21 protein-coding genes, 1 other RNA gene and 1 riboswitch are annotated in these 20,481 nt (G+C 57.6%); of the genes, 18 read left to right on the forward strand and 4 right to left on the reverse strand.

Annotation, left to right across the window (positions count from 1 at the left end):
• Positions 1-39 precede the first annotated feature (39 nt).
• The 4 genes from C7387_RS20825 (at position 40) to amtB (ending at position 5,442) form a co-directional block, all read left to right on the forward strand.
• Entirely contained in the window at positions 40-1,806 is a 1,767-nt protein-coding gene (locus tag C7387_RS20825) for a SmdA family multidrug ABC transporter permease/ATP-binding protein (protein ID WP_120817396.1), read from the forward strand.
• A complete protein-coding gene (locus C7387_RS20830) occupies positions 1,799-3,577 on the forward strand; it encodes a SmdB family multidrug efflux ABC transporter permease/ATP-binding protein (RefSeq protein WP_120817397.1) in 1,779 nt (592 codons plus the stop codon). Before C7387_RS20825 ends, C7387_RS20830 begins: the two co-directional genes overlap by 8 nt.
• A gap of 210 nt (positions 3,578-3,787) precedes the next feature.
• On the forward strand, positions 3,788-4,126 hold the full coding sequence (glnK, locus tag C7387_RS20835; protein WP_006818801.1) for a P-II family nitrogen regulator: 339 nt from the start codon (positions 3,788-3,790) through the stop codon (positions 4,124-4,126).
• Positions 4,127-4,155: 29 nt separating this feature from the next.
• Positions 4,156-5,442 (forward strand): ammonium transporter AmtB, encoded by a 1,287-nt coding sequence (gene amtB, locus C7387_RS20840; protein WP_166791135.1) that lies wholly within the window; start codon positions 4,156-4,158, stop codon positions 5,440-5,442.
• Between the two features lie 51 nt (positions 5,443-5,493).
• On the opposite strand, the gene tesB is transcribed toward amtB, so the two are convergent.
• Complete coding sequence (gene tesB, locus C7387_RS20845) at positions 5,494-6,354, reverse strand: acyl-CoA thioesterase II (RefSeq protein ID WP_006818803.1); 861 nt, start codon at positions 6,352-6,354, stop codon at positions 5,494-5,496.
• Positions 6,355-6,568: 214 nt separating this feature from the next.
• On the opposite strand from tesB, the gene C7387_RS20850 reads away from it, so the two are divergent.
• On the forward strand, positions 6,569-7,084 hold the full coding sequence (locus C7387_RS20850; RefSeq protein ID WP_120817398.1) for a YbaY family lipoprotein: 516 nt from the start codon (positions 6,569-6,571) through the stop codon (positions 7,082-7,084).
• A gap of 34 nt (positions 7,085-7,118) precedes the next feature.
• On the opposite strand, the gene C7387_RS20855 is transcribed toward C7387_RS20850, so the two are convergent.
• Positions 7,119-7,430 carry an MGMT family protein gene (locus C7387_RS20855; RefSeq protein ID WP_038254281.1) on the reverse strand — a complete coding sequence of 104 codons (312 nt, stop codon included), beginning with the start codon at positions 7,428-7,430 and terminating at the stop codon, positions 7,119-7,121.
• Positions 7,431-7,492: 62 nt separating this feature from the next.
• Positions 7,493-7,900: a hypothetical protein gene (locus C7387_RS20860; protein WP_006818806.1), complete on the reverse strand. Its 408-nt coding sequence runs from the start codon at positions 7,898-7,900 to the stop codon at positions 7,493-7,495.
• 208 nt (positions 7,901-8,108) lie between these two features.
• Here C7387_RS20860 and ffs point away from each other — a divergent pair.
• From ffs to cobD, 3 genes are all read left to right on the forward strand, one after another.
• Positions 8,109-8,205: signal recognition particle sRNA small type (gene ffs / locus C7387_RS20865), an RNA gene on the forward strand.
• A 249-nt stretch (positions 8,206-8,454) separates the two neighbouring features.
• The gene (cobA, locus tag C7387_RS20870; RefSeq protein WP_120817399.1) at positions 8,455-9,243 is read left to right on the forward strand and encodes a uroporphyrinogen-III C-methyltransferase; all 789 of its coding nucleotides are present in this window, start codon (positions 8,455-8,457) and stop codon (positions 9,241-9,243) included.
• Positions 9,240-10,313, forward strand: a complete 1,074-nt coding sequence (gene cobD, locus C7387_RS20875) for a threonine-phosphate decarboxylase CobD (RefSeq protein ID WP_120817400.1) — start codon at positions 9,240-9,242, stop codon at positions 10,311-10,313. The genes cobA and cobD overlap by 4 nt, the downstream gene beginning before the upstream one ends.
• A gap of 12 nt (positions 10,314-10,325) precedes the next feature.
• Here the strand turns inward: cobD and C7387_RS20880 are convergent, their stop codons facing one another.
• Positions 10,326-11,192, reverse strand: coding sequence for a GHMP family kinase ATP-binding protein (locus tag C7387_RS20880; RefSeq protein ID WP_120817401.1), 867 nt, complete (start codon positions 11,190-11,192; stop codon positions 10,326-10,328).
• A 428-nt stretch (positions 11,193-11,620) separates the two neighbouring features.
• Positions 11,621-11,794, forward strand: a riboswitch (cobalamin riboswitch).
• 95 nt (positions 11,795-11,889) lie between these two features.
• Between C7387_RS20880 and C7387_RS20885 the strand changes: the two genes are divergently transcribed.
• The 10 genes from C7387_RS20885 to C7387_RS20930 are packed head-to-tail and all read left to right on the forward strand — an operon-like array spanning position 11,890 to position 20,473.
• Positions 11,890-13,269 (forward strand): cobyrinic acid a,c-diamide synthase CobB, encoded by a 1,380-nt coding sequence (locus C7387_RS20885; protein ID WP_120817402.1) that lies wholly within the window; start codon positions 11,890-11,892, stop codon positions 13,267-13,269.
• Entirely contained in the window at positions 13,266-14,225 is a 960-nt protein-coding gene (gene cbiB, locus C7387_RS20890) for an adenosylcobinamide-phosphate synthase CbiB (RefSeq protein ID WP_006818813.1), read from the forward strand. Before C7387_RS20885 ends, cbiB begins: the two co-directional genes overlap by 4 nt.
• A 12-nt stretch (positions 14,226-14,237) precedes the next feature.
• Positions 14,238-14,870: a cobalt-precorrin-8 methylmutase gene (locus C7387_RS20895; protein WP_120817403.1), complete on the forward strand. Its 633-nt coding sequence runs from the start codon at positions 14,238-14,240 to the stop codon at positions 14,868-14,870.
• Positions 14,867-16,006 carry a cobalt-precorrin-5B (C(1))-methyltransferase CbiD gene (gene cbiD / locus C7387_RS20900; protein ID WP_120817404.1) on the forward strand — a complete coding sequence of 380 codons (1,140 nt, stop codon included), beginning with the start codon at positions 14,867-14,869 and terminating at the stop codon, positions 16,004-16,006. The genes C7387_RS20895 and cbiD overlap by 4 nt, the downstream gene beginning before the upstream one ends.
• On the forward strand, positions 16,000-16,605 hold the full coding sequence (locus C7387_RS20905) for a cobalt-precorrin-7 (C(5))-methyltransferase (RefSeq protein WP_120817405.1): 606 nt from the start codon (positions 16,000-16,002) through the stop codon (positions 16,603-16,605). The genes cbiD and C7387_RS20905 overlap by 7 nt, the downstream gene beginning before the upstream one ends.
• Positions 16,595-17,164, forward strand: a complete 570-nt coding sequence (locus tag C7387_RS20910) for a decarboxylating cobalt-precorrin-6B (C(15))-methyltransferase (RefSeq protein WP_120817406.1) — start codon at positions 16,595-16,597, stop codon at positions 17,162-17,164. The genes C7387_RS20905 and C7387_RS20910 overlap by 11 nt, the downstream gene beginning before the upstream one ends.
• Positions 17,157-17,930: a cobalt-precorrin-4 methyltransferase gene (locus tag C7387_RS20915; RefSeq protein WP_120817407.1), complete on the forward strand. Its 774-nt coding sequence runs from the start codon at positions 17,157-17,159 to the stop codon at positions 17,928-17,930. The genes C7387_RS20910 and C7387_RS20915 overlap by 8 nt, the downstream gene beginning before the upstream one ends.
• Complete coding sequence (gene cbiG, locus C7387_RS20920; RefSeq protein WP_120817408.1) at positions 17,911-18,966, forward strand: cobalt-precorrin 5A hydrolase; 1,056 nt, start codon at positions 17,911-17,913, stop codon at positions 18,964-18,966. Before C7387_RS20915 ends, cbiG begins: the two co-directional genes overlap by 20 nt.
• Complete coding sequence (locus tag C7387_RS20925; RefSeq protein ID WP_120817409.1) at positions 18,966-19,691, forward strand: precorrin-3B C(17)-methyltransferase; 726 nt, start codon at positions 18,966-18,968, stop codon at positions 19,689-19,691. Before cbiG ends, C7387_RS20925 begins: the two co-directional genes overlap by 1 nt.
• Positions 19,688-20,473: a cobalt-precorrin-6A reductase gene (locus tag C7387_RS20930; protein WP_120817410.1), complete on the forward strand. Its 786-nt coding sequence runs from the start codon at positions 19,688-19,690 to the stop codon at positions 20,471-20,473. Before C7387_RS20925 ends, C7387_RS20930 begins: the two co-directional genes overlap by 4 nt.
• Positions 20,474-20,481 lie beyond the last annotated feature (8 nt).

Raw genomic sequence — 20,481 nt, forward strand, 5'->3', positions numbered from 1 at the left:
CACGGTTTCGACCGGAAATATATCTTCAGGATCTGACGCTTGCGTTTATTTGCACAATTAAGCTGGTACTTCCGTCGGGAATGGCGACGCTATCTCGGGGCGGTATCCCTGCTTATTATGATTGCCTTCTTACAGCTTATTCCGCCAAAAGTGGTGGGAATTATCGTGGACGGCGTCACCGTAAATCATTTCACCCCTCACCAGGTGCTGATGTGGATCGGCACGATGGTGCTTATTGCGGTGATTATCTATCTGCTGCGCTACGTCTGGCGCGTGCTGCTGTTCGGTGCGTCCTACCAGCTCGCCGTTGAGCTGCGCGAAGATTACTACCGCCAGCTGAGCCGCCAGCATCCCGAGTTTTATCAACGCCACCGTACCGGTGACCTGATGGCGCGCGCGACCAACGACGTGGACCGCGTGGTGTTTGCCGCGGGGGAAGGGGTGCTGACGCTGGTCGACTCCATGGTCACCGGGCTGGCGGTGCTGATTGTCATGTCGACGCAAATCAGCTGGCAGTTGACGCTGCTGGCGCTGGTGCCTATGCCGGTGATGGCGCTGGTGATAAAGCGCTACGGCGACATGCTGCACGACCGCTTTAAGCTGGCGCAGGCGGCGTTCTCGAGCCTCAACAACCGCACTCAGGAAAGCATGACCAGTATCCGGATGATCAAGGCGTTTGGCCTTGAGGACCGTCAGTCGGCGCTGTTTGCCGCCGATGCTGCCGACACCGGTGTGAAGAACATGCGCGTAGCGCGCGTAGACGCCCGCTTTGATCCGACGATTTATATCGCCATCGGCATGGCGAACCTGCTGGCCATTGGCGGCGGGAGCTGGATGGTGACGCAGGGCAGTATCACCCTCGGGCAGCTCACCAGTTTTATGATGTACCTCGGGCTTATGATCTGGCCGATGCTGGCGCTGGCGTGGATGTTTAACATCGTAGAGCGCGGTAGCGCGGCGTACAGCCGTATTCGTGCGATGCTCGCCGAGGCGCCGGTAGTGAATGACGGCAGCGAAGCGGTGCCCGCCGGGCGCGGAACGTTGAGCGTTGCTATCAACGAGTTCCACTATCCGCAAAGCGACACCCGCACGCTGGAGAATGTCAATTTCACCCTTAAGCCCGGGCAGATGCTCGGTATCTGCGGGCCGACCGGCGCCGGGAAATCAACGGTGCTGTCGCTTATCCAGCGTCATTACGATGTTGAACACGGAGAGATCTGCTTCCACGACGTTCCGCTGCCGCATCTCAGGCTGGACGACTGGCGCAGCCGCCTGGCGGTGGTGAGCCAGACGCCGTTCCTGTTCTCCGACACCGTAGCCAACAATATCGCGTTGGGCAAACCGGGGGCGACCCAGGCCGAAATTGAGCATGCGACCAGGCTTGCCAGCGTACATGACGATATTCTGCGTCTGCCGCAGGGCTACGATACCGAAGTGGGCGAGCGCGGCGTGATGCTCTCGGGCGGGCAAAAGCAGCGTATCGCCATTGCGCGTGCACTGCTGCTGGAAGCTGAAATTTTGATCCTCGACGACGCGCTGTCGGCGGTGGATGGTCGTACCGAGCACCAGATCCTGCATAACCTGCGCCAGTGGGGCGAAGGCAAAACCGTGATTATCAGCGCGCACCGCCTCTCGGCGTTGACCGATGCCAGTGAGATAATCGTGATGCAGCACGGGCATATCGCCCAGCGCGGCAGCCACGAGGCGCTGGCGGGGCAAAGCGGCTGGTATCGCGATATGTATCGCTATCAGCAACTGGAGGCCGCGCTTAACGACGCGCCGGCAGAGGAGGTGCCTCATGCGTAAAGCAGGACAACTCTGGCCGACGCTGAAACGGCTGCTGGCCTATGGCTCCCCGTGGCGTAAACCGCTCACCGTGGCGGTGGGGATGATGTGGATAGCCGCGATTGCCGAAGTGAGCGGCCCGATGCTCATCAGCTATTTCATCGATAACATGGTCGCAAAAGACTACCTGCCCCTCGGCATTGTGGCCGGGCTGGCCGCGGTGTACGTCGGGCTTCAGGTGCTGGCGGCGAGCCTGCACTATATGCAGTCGCTGCTGTTTAACCGTGCCGCCGTGGGGGTGGTACAGCAGCTGCGTACCGACGTCATGGACGCGGCGCTGCGCCAGCCACTGAGCGCGTTCGATACCCAGCCGGTGGGCGAAATCATCTCCCGCGTCACCAACGATACGGAAGTGATCCGCGATCTGTACGTTACCGTCGTCGCCACCGTACTACGCAGCGCGGCGCTGATAGGTGCGATGCTGGTAGCGATGTTCAGCCTCGACTGGCGCATGGCGCTGGTCGCGCTGTGCATCTTCCCGGCGGTGATTGTGGTGATGCTGATTTATCAACGTTACAGCACGCCAATCGTGCGCCGCGTGCGGGCATACCTGGCGGATATCAACGACGGTTTTAACGAAATTATTAACGGCATGAGCGTTATTCAGCAGTTCCGCCAGCAGGCGCGCTTTGGTGAACGGATGAACGAGGCCAGTCGTTCGCACTACATGGCGCGAATGCAGACGCTGCGTCTCGACGGCTTCCTGCTGCGTCCGCTGCTGAGCCTGTTTTCCGCGCTGGTGCTCTGCGGGTTGCTGATGCTGTTTGGTTTCACCTCTGTCGGAACAATTGAAGTGGGGGTGCTGTACGCCTTCATCAGCTATCTGGGGCGGCTCAACGAACCGCTGATTGAACTGACGACCCAGCAGTCGATGCTGCAGCAGGCGGTGGTCGCCGGTGAACGCGTTTTTGCGCTGATGGACCGCCCGCGTCAGACCTACGGTCACGACACCACACCGCTACAGAGCGGGTCGATTGATATTGATAACGTCTCGTTTGCTTATCGCGATGACCGGCTGGTGCTGCAGAATATTAACCTCAGCATCCCGTCCCGCAGTTTCGTGGCGCTGGTGGGGCATACCGGCAGTGGGAAAAGTACCCTTGCCAGCCTGCTGATGGGCTATTACCCGCTAAGCCAGGGTGACATCCGTCTTGACGGGCGTTCGCTGTCTACCCTGAGCCACTCGGTGCTGCGCCAGGGCGTGGCGATGGTGCAGCAGGATCCGGTGGTGATGGCCGAGTCGTTCTTCGTCAACGTTACCCTTGGGCGTGACGTCAGCGAAGAGCAGGTGTGGAAGGCGCTGGAGACGGTGCAGCTCGCGGAGCTTGCGCGCAGCCTGCCTGAGGGGATCCATACTCACCTTGGCGAGCAGGGGAATAATCTCTCAGTGGGGCAGAAACAGCTGCTGGCGCTGGCCCGTGTGCTGGTGGATACCCCGCAGGTGCTGATCCTCGACGAAGCCACCGCTAACATAGACTCCGGTACCGAGCGTGCGATCCAGCAGGCGCTGAGCGCCGTGCGCGAGCACACTACGCTTGTGGTGATTGCCCACCGTCTTTCGACCATCGTGGAAGCCGATACCATTATGGTGCTCCACCGGGGTGAAGCCGTTGAGCAGGGTTCACACCAGCAACTGCTTGAAGCCAAAGGCCGTTACTGGCAAATGTATCAGCTGCAGCTTGCCGGAGAAGAGCTTGCCGCCAGCGCTGAGGAAGATGTCTTAACCGCCTGATGCACCAGCGGCAGGCATTTTTCTAACACAATGCTTTTGTGACACGCATCATGCACCCGCATGGTGCGTTTTTCGTTTTTATCCCGCGATTGTAATGGCGTAACCCCCGCAATTTGCCGCCTGACGGCACGATTTTTACTTTTGGCATGCCCCTTGCTTTGAACCCTGTGTTAGCTGCAGCCATTAGTGAATTCTGACTGGAGGGGATCTATGAAGCTGGTTACCGTGGTAATCAAACCATTCAAACTGGAGGACGTCCGCGAGGCGCTCTCCGCAATTGGTATTCAGGGGCTGACCGTCACGGAAGTGAAAGGTTTTGGTCGTCAGAAAGGCCATGCCGAGCTTTACCGTGGGGCAGAGTACAGCGTCAATTTCCTGCCAAAAGTGAAAATCGATGTAGCGATTGCGGACGATCAGCTCGATGAGGTCATCGACGTGGTCACTAAAGCCGCCTACACCGGGAAAATTGGCGACGGCAAAATCTTCGTCGCCGAACTGCAGCGCGTCATTCGCATTCGTACCGGCGAAGCCGACGAAGCGGCACTCTGATTTCGGGCACACAGCGATAGGGTACCACGATGAAAAAACCTTTGATGAAAGCAAGCCTGGCGGCGCTGGCGCTGATGCCGGGTCTGGCGCTGGCAGCACCGGCGGTGGCGGATAAAGCAGACAACGCCTTTATGATGATTTGTACCGCGCTGGTGCTGTTTATGAGCATCCCCGGTATTGCCCTGTTCTACGGTGGCCTTATCCGCAGCAAGAACGTCCTTTCAATGCTGACCCAGGTCACCGTCACCTTTGCGCTGGTGTGCGTGCTGTGGGTGGTGTACGGCTACACGCTTGCCTTCGGTAGCGGTGGCAACTTCTTTGGCAGCTTCGAGTGGGTGATGCTGAAGAACATTGAGCTGAAAGCGCTGATGGGCACCTTCTATCAGTATATCCACGTCGTGTTCCAGGCGTCGTTTGCCTGCATCACCGTTGGCCTGATTGTCGGTGCGCTGGCGGAGCGTATTCGCTTCTCCGCGGTGCTGATTTTTGTGGTGGTGTGGATGACGCTCTCTTATGTTCCGATCGCCCATATGGTGTGGGGGGGCGGCCTGCTGGCCTCGCACGGTGCGCTGGACTTCGCGGGTGGTACCGTTGTGCATATCAATGCTGCGGTGGCCGGGCTGGTGGGGGCGTATCTCATCGGTAAACGCGTCGGGTTCGGCAAAGAAGCGTTCAAACCGCATAACCTGCCGATGGTGTTCACCGGTACCGCGATCCTCTATATCGGCTGGTTTGGTTTTAACGCCGGTTCTGCCAGTGCGGCGAACGAAATTGCGGCGCTGGCGTTCGTCAACACCGTTGTGGCCACCGCTGCCGCCATCCTCGGCTGGGTGTTTGGCGAATGGGTAGTGCGCGGTAAACCTTCTCTGCTGGGAGCCTGTTCCGGCGCCATCGCCGGGCTGGTTGCGGTGACTCCGGCGTGTGGCTATATCGGGGTGGGCGGCTCGCTTATCCTCGGGATTGTTGCCGGCCTGGCGGGGCTCTGGGGCGTGACGGCGCTGAAGCGCTGGCTGCGGGTGGATGACCCTTGTGACGTCTTCGGCGTTCACGGCGTCTGCGGCATCATCGGTTGTATTCTGACCGGGTTCTTCGCCTCTACCGCCTTTGGCGGTGTCGGCTACGCCGAAGGCGTGACGATGTGGCACCAGGTGTTGGTACAGCTCGAAAGCGTCGGGATAACGATCGTCTGGTCAGGCGTGGTGGCCTTTATTGGCTACAAGCTGGCAGACCTGACCGTCGGCCTGCGGGTTCCGGAAGATCAAGAACGCGAAGGGCTGGACGTCAACAGCCACGGCGAGAACGCCTACAACGCATAACTTTTTATATGATTGCCCGGTAGTGTTATCTCTACCGGGCATTATCACCAACTACCCCCGGTTACGCATTACCCCTTCCTGAACGGTCGAGGCGACCAGAATCCCGTCCTGAGTATAAAATTCCCCACGCACAAACCCACGCGCGCTGGAGGCCGAGGTGCTCTCCACGCTGTAGAGCAGCCACTCGTTCATATTGAACGGGCGATGGAACCACATGGAGTGATCGATAGTGGCGACCTGCATCCCTTTTTCAAGGAAGCCCACGCCGTGCGGCTGCAGCGCAACTGGCAGGAAGTTGAAGTCAGAGGCGTAACCCAGCAGGTACTGATGCACGCGGAAATCCTCCGGCACGATGCCGTTGGCGCGGAACCATACCTGACGCGCAGGCTCGGCGACATGGCCTTTCAGCGGGTTATGAAACTCCACCGGGCGAATTTCCAGCGGCTTATCGCAGAGAAACTTCTCTTTAGCCTGCGGCGGCAGCAGGTGCGCCAGTGAGCGGGCGATATCGGTTTCTGACTTCAACCCGTCTGGTGCCGGGGCTGGGGGCATGGCTTTTTGATGCTCGTAGCCGGTTTCCGGCGCCTGGAAGGAGGCGGTCATGTAGAAAATCGGTTTACCGTTCTGGATAGCGGCAACCCGACGGGCGCTGAAGCTGTTGCCATCGCGCAGGACTTCCACGTCGTAGACAATCGGTTTTTGGCTGTCGCCAGGACGCAGAAAATAGCTGTGGAACGAGTGAATCAATCGCTCGGTTGGCACGGTTTCTTTCGCCGCGTACATGGCCTGGCCTACCACTTGTCCACCAAAGACCTGACGTAACCCAAGATCCTCGCTCTGGCCGCGGAATAACCCTTCTTCAATCTTCTCTAAATTTAATAATGTCAGCAGGTTAGACAGTGCCTGACTCATATGAAACCCCAATGTTGAAAACACCGCAGCGGCGCAGAATAGACGGAGTATAACAAAGAAATGAAAGTGGTCAGATGGGTTCAATTGTCTGAATATCAGTGACCGGACAGGTAAATATCTGTGATCTGTGCCACACTTAAAACCGTTACGACTATTCTGACCACTTAATCCGCAGGATTACTGCTGCGGATGCATGGATGAAAAGGAGAAAAGAATGAAACTCGTGCATATTGTTAGTGGTGTTGCTGTTGCGGTCGCCCTGAGCGCCTGTGCTGGTAAAAGCACAAATACACAGACCGTAGAACAGAACCCGAATGCTAACGCGGCGGCCGCACAGCCCGCTGTCCAGCAGCCAACGGTTTCCGGTAGCGTCTGGATCCGTCAGAAAGTGGCCCTGCCGCCGGATGCGGTTCTGACCGTTACCCTCTCTGACGCTTCCCTGGCGGATGCACCATCACGCGTGCTGTCGCAGAAAGCCGTTCGTACCGAGGGTAAACAGGCACCGTTTAGCTTTGCCCTGCCGTATAACCCGGCTGACATCCAGCCGAACGCGCGCATCCTGCTGAGTGCTGCAATTACTCAGAACGGTAAACTGCTGTTCATCACCGATACCTTCCAGTCGGTTATTAACCATGGCGGGACCAAAGCGGATCTGACGCTGGTTCCGGTTCAGCAAACCGCGATCCCGGTTCAGGCACCGACCGATGCTGCTCCGGTCCAGGTTCCATAAGTCGTCCCAGGCCCTCTTCAGCCGAAGAGGGCCACTAATATCGCCAGCGATACTTCTGCATATCAATTTGCCCACTTCCTGAAACCTGAATGCCTTCCGAAAGGAGCGCCTGACGCTGCCGCTGAAGATCGGGGCCGGTCAGGGAGATCGTGCCATGACGGTTAACCACCCGGTGCCATGGCAGCGTTGATCCTTCAGGCAGTCGTTTCAGTACACCACCCACCTGACGTGCCGCGCGCGGTGACCCAGCCAGTAGCGCAACATCGCCATAGGTCGTGACGTAACCTTCCGGAATCGCGGCAACGATTTGCCATACCCGCTGTGGGAAAGAGTCCTGCGGTTCCATATCGGGTTCCTGAGCAGCCAAAAGCACAGAATAAGGCACAGCCTGGAGGATGTGAAGCCGCCTCAGGCCGGTTGTTGAACGGTAAATTCCAGCGCCAGGCCAATCACCTGAGTGGCGCTTGCCGCTGGCTGCACCCGCATGGCGACCAGGCTTTCGAGGAATTTTAGCTTTCTTGCCGTCGTGTTGATGATGAGCTTGGCACGCAGGTCCGGCAGCAGTTGGGAACAGATGGGGTAGATGACCCGGCCGGAAACGGTAATGGGGATCCGGCGAAGGTTGACCGACCTGACCACACCGAGGGTGGCATAGAGTACGGCCACCGGAGTCACGAACAGCACCGGCTGCGGGCTGATGCTGACGAAGTCCAGCAGGAGTTCCGGGCGCAGATAGTTCAGCCCTTTATGTGGAATGGTCACGCCGTCGATGGCTGGCATAGCAAGCGTGAGCGTCTGGGGGAGCGCGTTGACCATGGTGGTTCCCTGCAGCTAATGAGTGGACTTCATTTTAGTCTGGACGAAATCTGCCATTTTGCTGCGAGGGAGTTCGCAATGTGGTGTTTTTCTCTGGGCGGGCAACTGCGCAATAATCCAGCATCTGAACCTGCATGGCTTGCAATTGGCGGGGAAGCCTATGATAATGCGCCTGCGCGTTGGTTAACAACGCTCTCAATGGGGGCTCTGTTGGTTCTCCCGCAATGCTACTCTGTTCACCAGGTCAGGTCCGGAAGGAAGCAGCCAGGGCAGACGACGTGTGTGCCGGGATGTAGCTGGCAGGGCCCCCACCCAATTCTGCGACACCCTTCTCATCACTTCTGAATCGAACACCACATCCCAAATCCATGCTGGATGATGTTCTTGCTCATCGTTTTACGCCTGAAAATTAGATGCTGGTCATCAACGCTCTATATAAATCAATTCATAGTGATAAATACTTCAAGTTTTTTTAAAAGACCAGACTCTACAATTCGCGTGATTTTCTACCAGGCATTTTTCAGGACATTAATATATTAACTAAGGATTGAGCAATGAGTAAGGGGAAAGTTTGGCTGGTTGGCGCGGGCCCGGGTGACGCATCGCTGATAACAGTAAAAGGCTTGCACTGTATTCGTCGCGCAGACGTGATTATTCACGACCGTTTGGTTAATCCTGACCTTTTAAAACAAGCTGAAAAAAATTGCCTTATTATTGATGTCGGGAAAATGCCAAATCATCATCCCATTCCTCAGGATCAAATCAATGCCCTCCTGGTAAAATATGCCATGGCAGGACAGCAGGTTGTTCGCTTAAAAGGTGGAGACCCCTATGTTTTTGGGCGCGGAGGAGAAGAGGCGGAGCAGCTGGCTCGAGAAGGGCTGACATTCGAAGTTGTCCCAGGGATAAGCTCTGCTATTGGTGGGCTGGCGTACGCGGGGATCCCCGTCACGCACCGCAATTACTCCTCCAGCTTTCATGTGGTGACGGGGCATTTATGTCAGGGAAACGACCCACAGAACTGGCATGCGCTAGCACAAATTCACGGTACACTCGTCATTCTGATGGGGATGACCAGGCTTAGCGAAATCTGTCAAAAGCTTATAGAAGGCGGCATGTCGGCGCAGACTCCCGTTGCCGTGGTGATGTACGCCAGCCAGCCGCGCCAGCGGATGGTAAAAGGGACGCTGGCGACGATTCATCTTGAAGTTGAGCGAGAAAAAATCCATGCTCCGGCGCTGATTGTGGTTGGTGAAGTCGTTAATTTGCAGGAAGTACTGGCGTTTGCCGCCACGCCAGCCGCTATCACTACGGACGAAATCCACTGCGAGAATATTGAATGAGTGAACACGGCGGTAACGTTGTCGAAATGGGGCTACAGGCCGGGATTGACCCTGCGCTATTGCTGGATTTTAGCGCCAATATCAATCCCCTTGGGCTCCCGGAAAGCGTTAAATCGCTGATCGTTAATAATCTGCAAGTTATTGAACATTATCCTGATGTCGAATACCGGCATCTTCACCAGGCCATCGCCCGGGCGAACCAGTGTGACTACGACCAGGTGATTGCGGGGAATGGCGAAACTGAGCTGATTTATGGTTTAGTGCGTGCGCTGGCTCCCCGCCTCGCCATGTTACTGGTACCGGGTTTTGCCGAGTATCGCCGCGCGTTGCAGCAGCAGGGATGCCAGATTATCGACTATGCGTTGAGCGAACAGGATGGCTTCCAGGTGACGACTTCGTTACTTGATGCGGTGCGTACCCACCGGCCCGATTGTCTGTTCATTGCGACCCCCAATAACCCAACCGGCTTAATGCCGGATGCTGGTTTGCTCAATCAACTTGCCACGCTTTGTGAAACGCTGCAGATAGCGCTGATTGTTGACGAAGCTTTCATTGATTTTCTCCCCTCAGGTTCAGGGCTTGCTGCGCGCTTAAAGACGTCGCGATACCTGTATTTACTGCGATCGCTTACGAAGTTCTTCGCCATTCCGGGCCTGCGTTTAGGGTATCTTTTGAGTGGGCATACCGAGCTCATTACGTTGATGAAAAACACCCGTGAGCCGTGGACCATCAACGCGTTGTCCGCTCTGGTTGGTCAGCATTTACTTACTGATGAACGTTACATACAGGCCAGCCATGAGTACATCGCCCGCCAGCGGGATGAACTGTGGCGGAGACTGGACGGTTTCCCATCGCTGGTGGTGTGGAAAAGTGCGGTGAATTTCATCTTTTTCAGATGTCTTCGGCACAACCTTAACCTGCAGCAGGCGCTATTGCAGCACCATATTCTTATCCGTCACTGCGCAAACTTTCCCGGCCTTGATGGTTCCTGTTATCGGGTCGCGGTACGTACCGAAGAGCAAAACAAAAAGCTCATCAATGCCTTAACCGACGTATTGCAGGAAGGCTGACCTTTTTTGCCGTCAGAGTAAGGTCACCCCACCTTCAACCATGGTTAACAGGTGCTGCTCAGGCCAGTGTGCAGTGAGGTGTTTTTTCCCGAGGTGCCAGCGCACCTGCTCAACGTCATGCTTGCGGCGGTCCAGTAATAACCCCACCACGCTGCCGCTATGTGCCACGTTAATACCGTATAAATCGCACGCCTCAGCCACATCCAGCAGGGTGGAAAAATGCGGTTTTGGTAATAACGGCTGGCTGGCGATGGCGCTTAGCGTGGCGGCTTCCCCCAGAAGAATGGGGTCATGAGAAGCGCAGGCCAGACGTACTTTTTCCCACGCCTGTTTCAGCATCGGGGCACCGGCAAGCAGTCCGGCGCGCCGCGGCGTGCGATGATAATCTTCTGTGCGCAACGTTTCCGGGCTCTCAAGCACTAATACGTCGATTTTGGGCTGCGCTGCGCAAGCCTCTTGCGTTGAGGCATCATTATGGTCGAAAAGCGTGAGCCGGCGAAAAATGGTGCTGTCGGTGGGCTCCAGCGCAACGCAAAGCTTCGCCAGCGTAGCTTCATCGAGGGTATGCCCCAGATGATGCGCGGTGGCAACGGCGGTGGCGGCGATGTCGGCAGTGCTACTGGCCATGCCTTTGGCAATCGGAATAGTGGAGTGGATCTCTAAGCGCAGGCTCTGGCTCATTTTCACCGGGTAATGAAACAGCGCCAGGACCTGGTTTATCATGGCACGTGAGAGGGGGCGCTCATCGGCAAGAGGGGCCCCCGAACGGACTTCCACGGTGCTATACCAGTCGATCGGGCAGGAGATCAGTTTTTCACTGTCCAGAATCCAGCCCTGGATTAATTCTCCGCACGATGCAGGGCACTGCGCAACAGCCACGTTTTCACCTTTATGCTCAGAAATCTTCCGCGGAATAGTGTCATGGGGATAGTGCTATTACCATGATTTTTCGCAATGTGCGGATCCATAATACTGAGTCTGAATATCTTTTATTGGTGCTTATCGTAAACTTGATATATTGGGAATGTTTCTGAAATTATTTAATTTGATATCGATGGTTGTTGTCAAAAAAATACGTTAGTGAATAGTTGGCAATAAATTGTCATAGCGCAAGAAATATTGTTTTTATCGCAAAATGAAATGCCATTGTTATTTTTTGTGATAAAGCGCCGGGTTGTGCCTAATTGTATTCATTACCATCGTGGCGAATTTAATCAGCGCGACATGATGTTTGCTAAGTATTTTCTTATACGAGTCGATTGTCGTATCAGTTATGTGTAATAGTGCCTGTGAGAAAGCCCATTTCTCGCAGATGTAAGCCAACAGGTTCACACAATTGTGTCAGGGAAGGGGGTGTAAATCCCCCGCAGCCCCCGCTGCTGTGATGCTGACGACCCCGTAGATACCACTGATCGCGAGATTGGGAAGGGCGGGTGAGGATGACGCTAAGCCAGAAGACCTGCCTGTCGGTAACTACCAACAACTTCGGTGGGAAGTGGGTTGCTCTGATGCATAAAGCCTTACGACGGGTTTCGTGTATCTCTACACCCCTACCACCCTGAACAGGATCGGGGTCATGGCGGCAAAGCAGTACGCGTTTGTGCTGGCAGGGACAGGAAGTGGCTGTGGGAAAACCACAGTAACGCTTGGCTTGTTAAGCTTATTGCAACAGCGTGGGTTACGCGTACAGCCCTACAAAGTGGGGCCGGATTACCTCGATACCGGCTGGCATTCAGCAGTCTGCGGCGTGACTTCCCGAAATCTCGATAGCTTCATGCTCCCTGAACCGGTGCTGAATGCTTTGTTCTGCGAGCAGATGCAGGATGCGGATATCGCGGTTATTGAGGGGGTGATGGGGCTGTACGACGGCTGCGGTACCGATCCGAATGACTGCAGCACGGCGGCCATGGCGAAGCAACTTGGCTGCCCGGTTATCCTGCTGGTCGACGGAAAAGCCGTTTCCACCTCCATTGCCGCAACGGTCATGGGTTTTCAGCACTTCGACCCCGCGGTGCCAGTCGCGGGTGTGATAGTTAATCGCGTCAACAGTGAATCCCATTACCAGCTGCTGAAAACGGCTATTGAGCACTATTGCGCCGTACCTGTCTTTGGTTACGTCCCCCATGTTAGTGGCATTGCCTTACCGGAAAGACATCTGGGGCTGGTGACCGCCCGTGAGTCCGTGGTGAACCAGCAGCCCTGGCGAGATTTTGCCGCAGTGCTCACTCAAACGCTGGATATCGACTCGCTGCTGGCGTGCTGCGAGATAACGGCGTTACCTCAGGGGGGCTGGCCTGAACGCCCGGCAGAAGACGCCGGTCACGGCCTGACGCTTGCGCTGGCGGATGACGAGGCGTTCAACTTCTATTATCCCGATAACATTAGCCTGCTTGAGCGCACCGGCGTTGAGGTTGTCCGCTTCAGCCCGCTACATGACTCTCATTTGCCCGAGTGCCAGATGGTCTGGCTGGGAGGCGGCTACCCTGAGCTGCATGCCGGTAAGCTTGCGGCTAACGCATCCATGCTCAGCAGCCTGCGCAGGGCCCATCAGCGCGGTGTGGCAATTTACGCCGAATGCGGCGGGTTGATGTATCTCGGAACCACGCTTGAGGATGCGGACGGTAACGTTCACCGGATGGCTAATCTTATCCCCGGCCACAGCAAAATGGGCCAGCGCCTGACTCGTTTTGGCTACTGTGAAGCGCAGGCGTGCCGGGCCACGCTGCTGGCGGATACCGGAGAAACCCTTCGCGGACACGAATTTCATTACTCAGATTTTACCCCTGAGACACCGGCCGTACTGGCGTGTCGCAAGGTACGGGATGGCGTAACGCAGCAGGAGTGGTTGGGAGGGTGGCAGGTGGGAAGCGCCTTTGCCAGCTATTTGCACCTTCATTTTGCCCAGCGTCCCCTGATGCTTGAACGCTGGCTGCTGGCGGCAAGGGAGGCGCAATGACGATACTGGCGTGGTGTATCGCCTGGCTGCTCGACATCTTCATTGGTGACCCGCATCACTGGCCGCATCCGGTGCGCTGGATTGGCAATCTTATCAACGTGATGCAGCGAGTGATTCGCCGTTATTGCCATAGCGATGCCGCGCTGCGCGTGGGCGGTGGGGTGATGTGGCTGGTGGTGGTCGGGGGGACGTGGAGCGTTACCTGGGGCGTGCTGGCGTTGGCGCAGGCGATTCATCCCTGGCTGGGCTGGCTGGTAGAGGTGTGGATTATCTTCACCGTGCTTGCCGGGCGTTCTCTGGCCAACGCGGCACGGGACGTGGAGCGGCCTTTGCGGGCCGGAGCCCTTAGCGCAAGCCGCGAAAAACTCTCGTGGATCGTGGGCCGCGATACGTCGCAGCTGCAACCGGAACAGATCAACCGGGCGGTGGTGGAGACCGTTGCCGAGAATACCGTTGACGGCATCATTGCGCCGTTGTTCTTTCTTCTGCTCGGCGGGGCCCCGCTGGCAATGGCCTATAAAGCGGTCAACACCCTCGACTCCATGGTGGGCTACAAGCATGAAAAATACCGGGCCATCGGTATGGTTAGCGCACGTCTGGATGATGTGGCGAACTATCTCCCGGCGCGGCTGAGCTGGTTATTACTGAGCGCAGCGGCATGGATTTGCCGTCACGATTACTCCCGTGCGCTGCGTATCGGCTGGCGCGATCGCTACAACCACAGTAGCCCCAACTGTGCCTGGGCGGAGGCGACCGTCGCGGGGGCGTTGGGCATTCGGTTGGGTGGTCCGAATGACTACTTTGGTGAGCGGGTAGAAAAACCGTGGATCGGTGACGCCCAGCGAGCGATTGCGGTAGACGATATCTCGCGGACGATTCGACTGATGTGGGTTGCTTCAACGCTGGCGCTGGTGCTGTTCATTATCGTGCGCTGGCTTCTGGTTGGCGCCGACTGAGGATAACAGACTATGCAATACATCAAGCAGCCCCAGGCCATTGAAGCCAAAAGCTTTGACATCATTGGCGAGATAATCAGTGAAACGCGTCCGGATTTTCAGTTTGCCAGTCCGTTGCACGAGGCGATTATTAAGCGCGTTATTCACACCACCGCTGACTTCGACTGGCTCGATATTCTCTGGTTTTCTGATGACGTGCTCGCGCAACTCACCGCCGCGCTCAGCCGCCCGTCGGTCATCTACACCGATACCACCATGGCACTTTCCGGCATCAATAAAACGTTGCTTGCCCGCTTCGGCGGCGAGTGCCGCTGTTTTATCAGCGATCCGCGGGTGATGGCGCAGGCTAAAGCGCAGGGGATCACCCGCTCGATGGCGGCGGTGGATATTGCCGTGGAGGAAAAGGGCGAGAAGATCTTTGTTTTTGGTAATGCGCCAACGGCGCTGTTTCGCCTGCTGGAACACGATGTCGCCGTCAGCGGCGTAGTGGGGGTTCCGGTCGGCTTTGTGGGGGCCGCTGAATCAAAAGAGGCCCTGACCCGCAGCCGGTTGCCCGCCATCGCGGCAATGGGGCGCAAAGGGGGGAGTAACGTAGCGGCAGCGATCGTGAACGCCATCCTTTATTCCCTGCAGGGGGCGCGATGAGCGAACAGCCCTTCGATGCCCCGGTATGGCATAACGGCAAAGCGCTGCGCAAAGGCTACACCACGGGCTCTTGCGCGACGGCGGCGGCCAAAGTCGCCGCGCTGATGGTGCTGCGCCAGCATGTTATCCGGCAGATTTCGATTGTAACGCCCTCCGGCGTTACGCTGTGCCTGAACGTTGAGTCGCCGCATATTGAGGGAGAGCAGGCGGTGGCCGCCATTCGTAAGGACGGCGGCGATGATGTCGATGCCACGCACGGCATGCTGATTTTCGCTCGCGTAACGCTCAACAGCAGCGGGGCGATCGTGCTGTCGGGCGGCGAAGGGGTGGGAACGGTCACGCGTAAAGGCGCGGGGCTACCCGTTGGCAGTGCGGCGATTAACCGTACTCCCCGGCAGACCATCGAGGCGGCCGTGCGTGAGGTGATTGGTCCGGCGCGCGGTGCTGAAGTGCACATTTTTGCCCCGGAAGGCGAAGCGCGGGCGCAGAAAACCTACAACGCACGTCTCGGCATTCTGGGGGGGATTTCGATTATCGGCACCACCGGCATCGTGACCCCGATGTCGGAAGATAGCTGGAAGCGCTCGCTCTCGCTGGAGCTGGAAATAAAACGCGCCGCCGGGCTTGAGCGCGTGGTGCTGGTGCCGGGAAACCACGGTGAGCGCTTCGTGCGTGAACAGCTGGCTATTGATGGCGATATCGTGGTCACCATGAGCAACTTTGTCGGCTACATGATTGAAGAAGCGGTACGCCTGGGTTTTCAGCATATTGTCCTGGTGGGCCACCCCGGAAAACTCATCAAAATTGCGGCGGGTGTTTTCCACACCCATAGCCACATTGCCGATGCCCGTATGGAAACCCTGGTGGCCCATCTGGCCCTGCAGGGGGCGCCGCGAGCGCTGCTGGCTCTGATAAGCGAATGCGATACTACCGAAGCCGCCATGGAGCATATCGAGGCCTTCGGTTTCCAGCATATTTACTCTCATCTTGCTAAACGGATCTGCCAGCGAGTCCTGCAGATGCTGCGCTTCACTAAAAACCCGCCAGTTTGTGACGCCATCATGTTCTCTTTTGACAACCAGGTGCTGGGCAGTAACCGCCCGGTAGAGCTGATTGCTCAGGCGTTGCGATGTTAACGGTCGTGGGAATGGGACCTTCAGGGTTGCACCTGATGACCCCCGCCGCGCGTGAGGCGATAGATCACGCGGATGCGCTGGCGGGCGGAGCGCGCCATTTGCAGCAGTTTCCGGCGTTTGGTGGGGAGTCTTTTACGCTTGGCGCCAATATTCCGGAGCTGCTCGGCTGGATTGCGGCACGCCAGGAGCGTCGCGTGGTGGTTATGGCTTCCGGCGATCCGCTGTTTTACGGCATCGGCACGCGGCTGGTGGCGCACTTCGGTGCGGAGCACGTACGCATTATTCCGGGGATCAGCGCCGTCCAGTATCTGTGCGCACAGGCTGGAATTGATATGAACGAAATGTGGCTGACCAGCAGCCATGGCCGCCGCGTCTGTTTTGACGAGCTGGCGCGCCATCACAAAGTGGCGATGGTCACCGACGGGCTGTGTGGCCCACGGGAAATTGCCGCCCAGCTGATCGCGCGGGGAAAAGGGTATCGCTGGATGGTCATTGGCGAAAACCTGGCGATGGAAAACGAAGCGATCCACTGGCTCCCCGTCAGTGAAGTCCATAACGAATATGCAATGAACGCGGTGGTGATCCTCGATGAACGATGAGCTTTTTCTGCGCGGCGAGGCGGTGCCGATGACCAAAGAAGCCGTGCGCGCGCTGGCGCTTGCCTGGCTTGAACTGCCCCGCGCTCGCCACCTGATTGATGTCGGTGCGGGCACCGGGAGCGTGTCGATTGAGGCGGCGCTGCAGTTTCCGTCGCTACAGGTGACGGCCATCGAGCGGAACCCGGCGGCCCTGCGGTTACTTAACGAGAACCGCCAGCATTTTTCCTGCCACAACATCGACATTGTATCCGGCGTGGCGCCGCTGGCCGTGGCGGATAAAGCCGATGCGATATTCCTGGGAGGGAGCGGAGGGCATCTCACCGCGCTCATCAACTGGGCCCTGCAGCAGTTGCATCCCGGCGGCCGTCTGGTGATGACGTTTATCTTGCTGGAAAACCTGAATACCGCGCTGGCCCATTTGCAGCAGAGCGGCATTAAGGCGCTGGAGTGTCAGCAAATGCAGATATCAACGCGGGTCCCACTCGGCAGCGGCCACTACTTCAAACCGAATAATCCCGTTTACGTTATTGCCTGCCAGAAGGAAGAGCACGATGTCTGAGACCTTTGAATCCCGCTGCGTGTGGTTTGTCGGCGCCGGGCCTGGTGACCGCGAGCTGATTACTCTTAAAGGGTATCGGTTGTTGCAGCAGGCGCAGGTGGTGATTTACGCCGGTTCGCTGATAAACACCGAACTGCTGGAGTATTGCCCGCCAGACGCGGAGTGTCACGATAGCGCAGAGCTGCATCTGGAGCAGATCCTCAATCTGATGGAAGCCGGCGTAAAGGCCGGGAAAACCGTTGTTCGTCTGCAGACGGGGGATGTTTCACTCTACGGGTCCGTGCGCGAACAGGGAGAAGAACTGACCAAACGCGGCATTGCGTGGCAGGTGGTGCCGGGCGTCAGCGCCTTTCTCGGCGCGGCGGCGCAGCTTGGCGTTGAGTACACCGTTCCTGAAGTTTCCCAGAGCCTGATTATCACTCGTCTTGAAGGACGTACCCCGGTACCGGAGCGCGAACAGCTGGAGTCGTTTGCCCGCCATCGCACCTCAATGGCTATCTATCTTTCAGTCCAGCGCATCAACCGGGTGGCGGAACGGCTTATTGAAGGGGGCTATCCGGCGACGACACCGGTAGCGGTGGTTTATAAAGCCACCTGGGCGGAGAGCCAGACCGTGCGCGGCACGCTTGCGGATATCGCCGATAGAGTGCGCGATGCGGGGATCCGCAAAACCGCGCTGATACTGGTCGGTGATTTTCTCGGCAAAGAGTACCACTACTCAAAACTCTACGCGGCGGACTTCAGCCATGAATACCGTAAAGCCTGAGCCTGCTGCACTTTTTTGCCTGACACCCGGCGGCGTCCGCCTGGCGAAGCGTCTGGCGGCGATGATGCCGTTAACCTGCTTTACCAGCGACTCACTGCTCGAAGATGGCTTTATGCCGCTTGAGGGGGGATTTGCCACGGCGATGCGGGAAGCCTTTACCCGTTACCCGGCGCTGATTTTTATCGGCGCAACGGGCATTGCGGTACGCGTACTGGCTCCGTTGCTCAGCGATAAGCTGAGCGATCCCGCCGTGGTGGTGATCGATGAACGCGGGCAATACGTTATCAGCCTGCTTGCCGGACACGCAGGGGGCGCGAACGCGCTGACCCGTGCTCTGGCCGGGATGCTGGGCGCGGAGCCGGTAATTACAACCGCCACCGACGTTAACGACATGGCCGCGCTGGACACGCTTGCGTTCCAGTTGGACGCCCGGATGCACGGCTTTCGTTCAGCGGTGAAAGCCGTTAACCAGATGCTGGTCAGCCGCCAGCGCGTTGGCCTGTGGTGTGATGATGAGCTGGCAGAAGCCGTCAGCCAGTGCGACTGCCGTGGGTTTATCCCGGTTGCAAAGCTCAATGAACTTCCCCGCCTGGAGGCGCTGGTGTGCATCACGCTACGTCATGAGCTTCCGGAACTACTGTTACCACACTGGAAATTAGTGCCTCAACGGGTGGTGGCGGGCATCGGTTGTCGCCGTGGTACCCCGTATCCGCTGCTGGCAGCGCTGCTGGCGCGAAAGCTAAAAGCCCAGCAATTCGATCCGCTGGCGCTAAAGGCGATAGGCAGCATCTCGCTGAAACAAGACGAGGCTGGGTTAATTCAGCTCGCCGCCAGCCTTCACGTACCGTTTGAAACCTTTTCTGCTGAGGCGTTGCGGGAGCATGAACACCGCTTCCCGGCATCATCATTTGTCCGCAATACGGTGGGAACAGGGAGCGTCTCGGGCCCGGCCGCCTGGCTGCTGAGCCAGGGGCAGATAGCAGGCGAAACCCTGCGAGAACAGGGCGTCACTATAACTTTGGGAGTTGCACACTGATGTTAACCGTAATCGGAATCGGTCCTGGCTCACAGGCCATGATGACCATGGAAGCCGTCGACGCCTTGCAGGCAGCAGACATTATCGTTGGCTACAAAACCTACACCCATCTGGTGAAAGCGTTTACCGGCGACAAACAGGTTATCAAGACGGGCATGTGCAAAGAGATTGAGCGCTGCCAGACGGCGATTGAACTGGCGCAGGCCGGACATCACGTGGCGCTTATCAGCAGCGGTGATGCCGGTATTTACGGTATGGCGGGGCTGGTGCTGGAGCTGGTAAGCAAGCAGAAGCTGGATGTGGAAGTACGCCTGATCCCCGGTATGACCGCCAGCATTGCCGCGGCATCTTTGCTTGGTGCTCCGCTGATGCATGATTTCTGCCACATCAGCCTGAGTGACCTGCTGACCCCGTGGCCAGTTATCGAAAAACGCATCATTGCCGCCGGCGAGGCGGACTTCGTTATCTGTTTCTATAACCCGCGTAGCCGGGTGCGTGAAGGTCATCTGGCGCGTGCATTTTCACTCCTCAGTGCCAGTAAAAGCGCGGAAACCCCGGTTGGCGTCGTGAAATCCGCCGGGCGTAAAAAGCAGGAAAAATGGCTGACCACGCTGGGGGGGATGGATTTTGAACCCGTGGATATGACAAGCCTGGTAATTGTCGGCAACAAAGCGACGTATGTGCAGGATGGGCTGATGATCACACCGCGAGGCTACTTGCTGTGAACGCAGGTGAGGTGCTGGTTATTGGCGGCACCAGCGATGCTCGTGCCCTGTGCCAGCAGCTGGATGCGGCCGGGGTGGCTTACACCCTGTCGGTAGCGACATCGGTGGGGGCGCAACTGGCGAGCGGTATTAAAGGCCACCTGCGCTGCGGCCGCATGGAGCAGGCGCAGATGGTTGACTGGCTTAAAGCCAGCGCGACCCGCTGGGTGATTGACGCTTCCCATCCGTATGCAGAGGTGGTGAGCCGTAACATCCTGATGGCTTGTGCAGCCACCGGGGTTTTGCTGACCCGTTATCAGCGCCCCGAAGCGTCTGAGACCCTGAATCATCCACTGCTTTACCGGGTACAGAGTCTCGAGGCGGCCTGCGAGGTCGCCCGGCAACTCGGTGAAAGGGTACTGCTGACCACGGGCAGTAATGCGCTGGCGCGCTGGCGTGCAGGGCTTGCGGAAAAAACGTTGCTGGCCCGCGTGCTGCCGGTTCCTGAGGTGATAGCCCAGTGCGTGGCACTTGGTTTTGGTGTTGATCAGATCTTTGCCCTGTGCGGCCCGTTCAGTGCTGAATTTAACGCTGCGTTTTACCGCCAGTGCCGGGCAGACGTTGTGATAACAAAAGCCTCCGGCAAAGAAGGAGGATATCTGGAGAAGGTCCAGCCCTGTCTGGAGGCTGGTATTCCCTGCATTGTGATAACACGCCCGACGCCGCTGGTGACGGGAGAGGAGTTACTGGAAAGTCAGGCTGCCTTTGCTCAACGTTTGGCACGCTGGCTGGTCGCTGCTTAAGGAGTAAG

Source organism: Yokenella regensburgei (assembly GCF_003634235.1).
Taxonomy (GTDB): Bacteria; Pseudomonadota; Gammaproteobacteria; order Enterobacterales; family Enterobacteriaceae; genus Yokenella; species Yokenella regensburgei.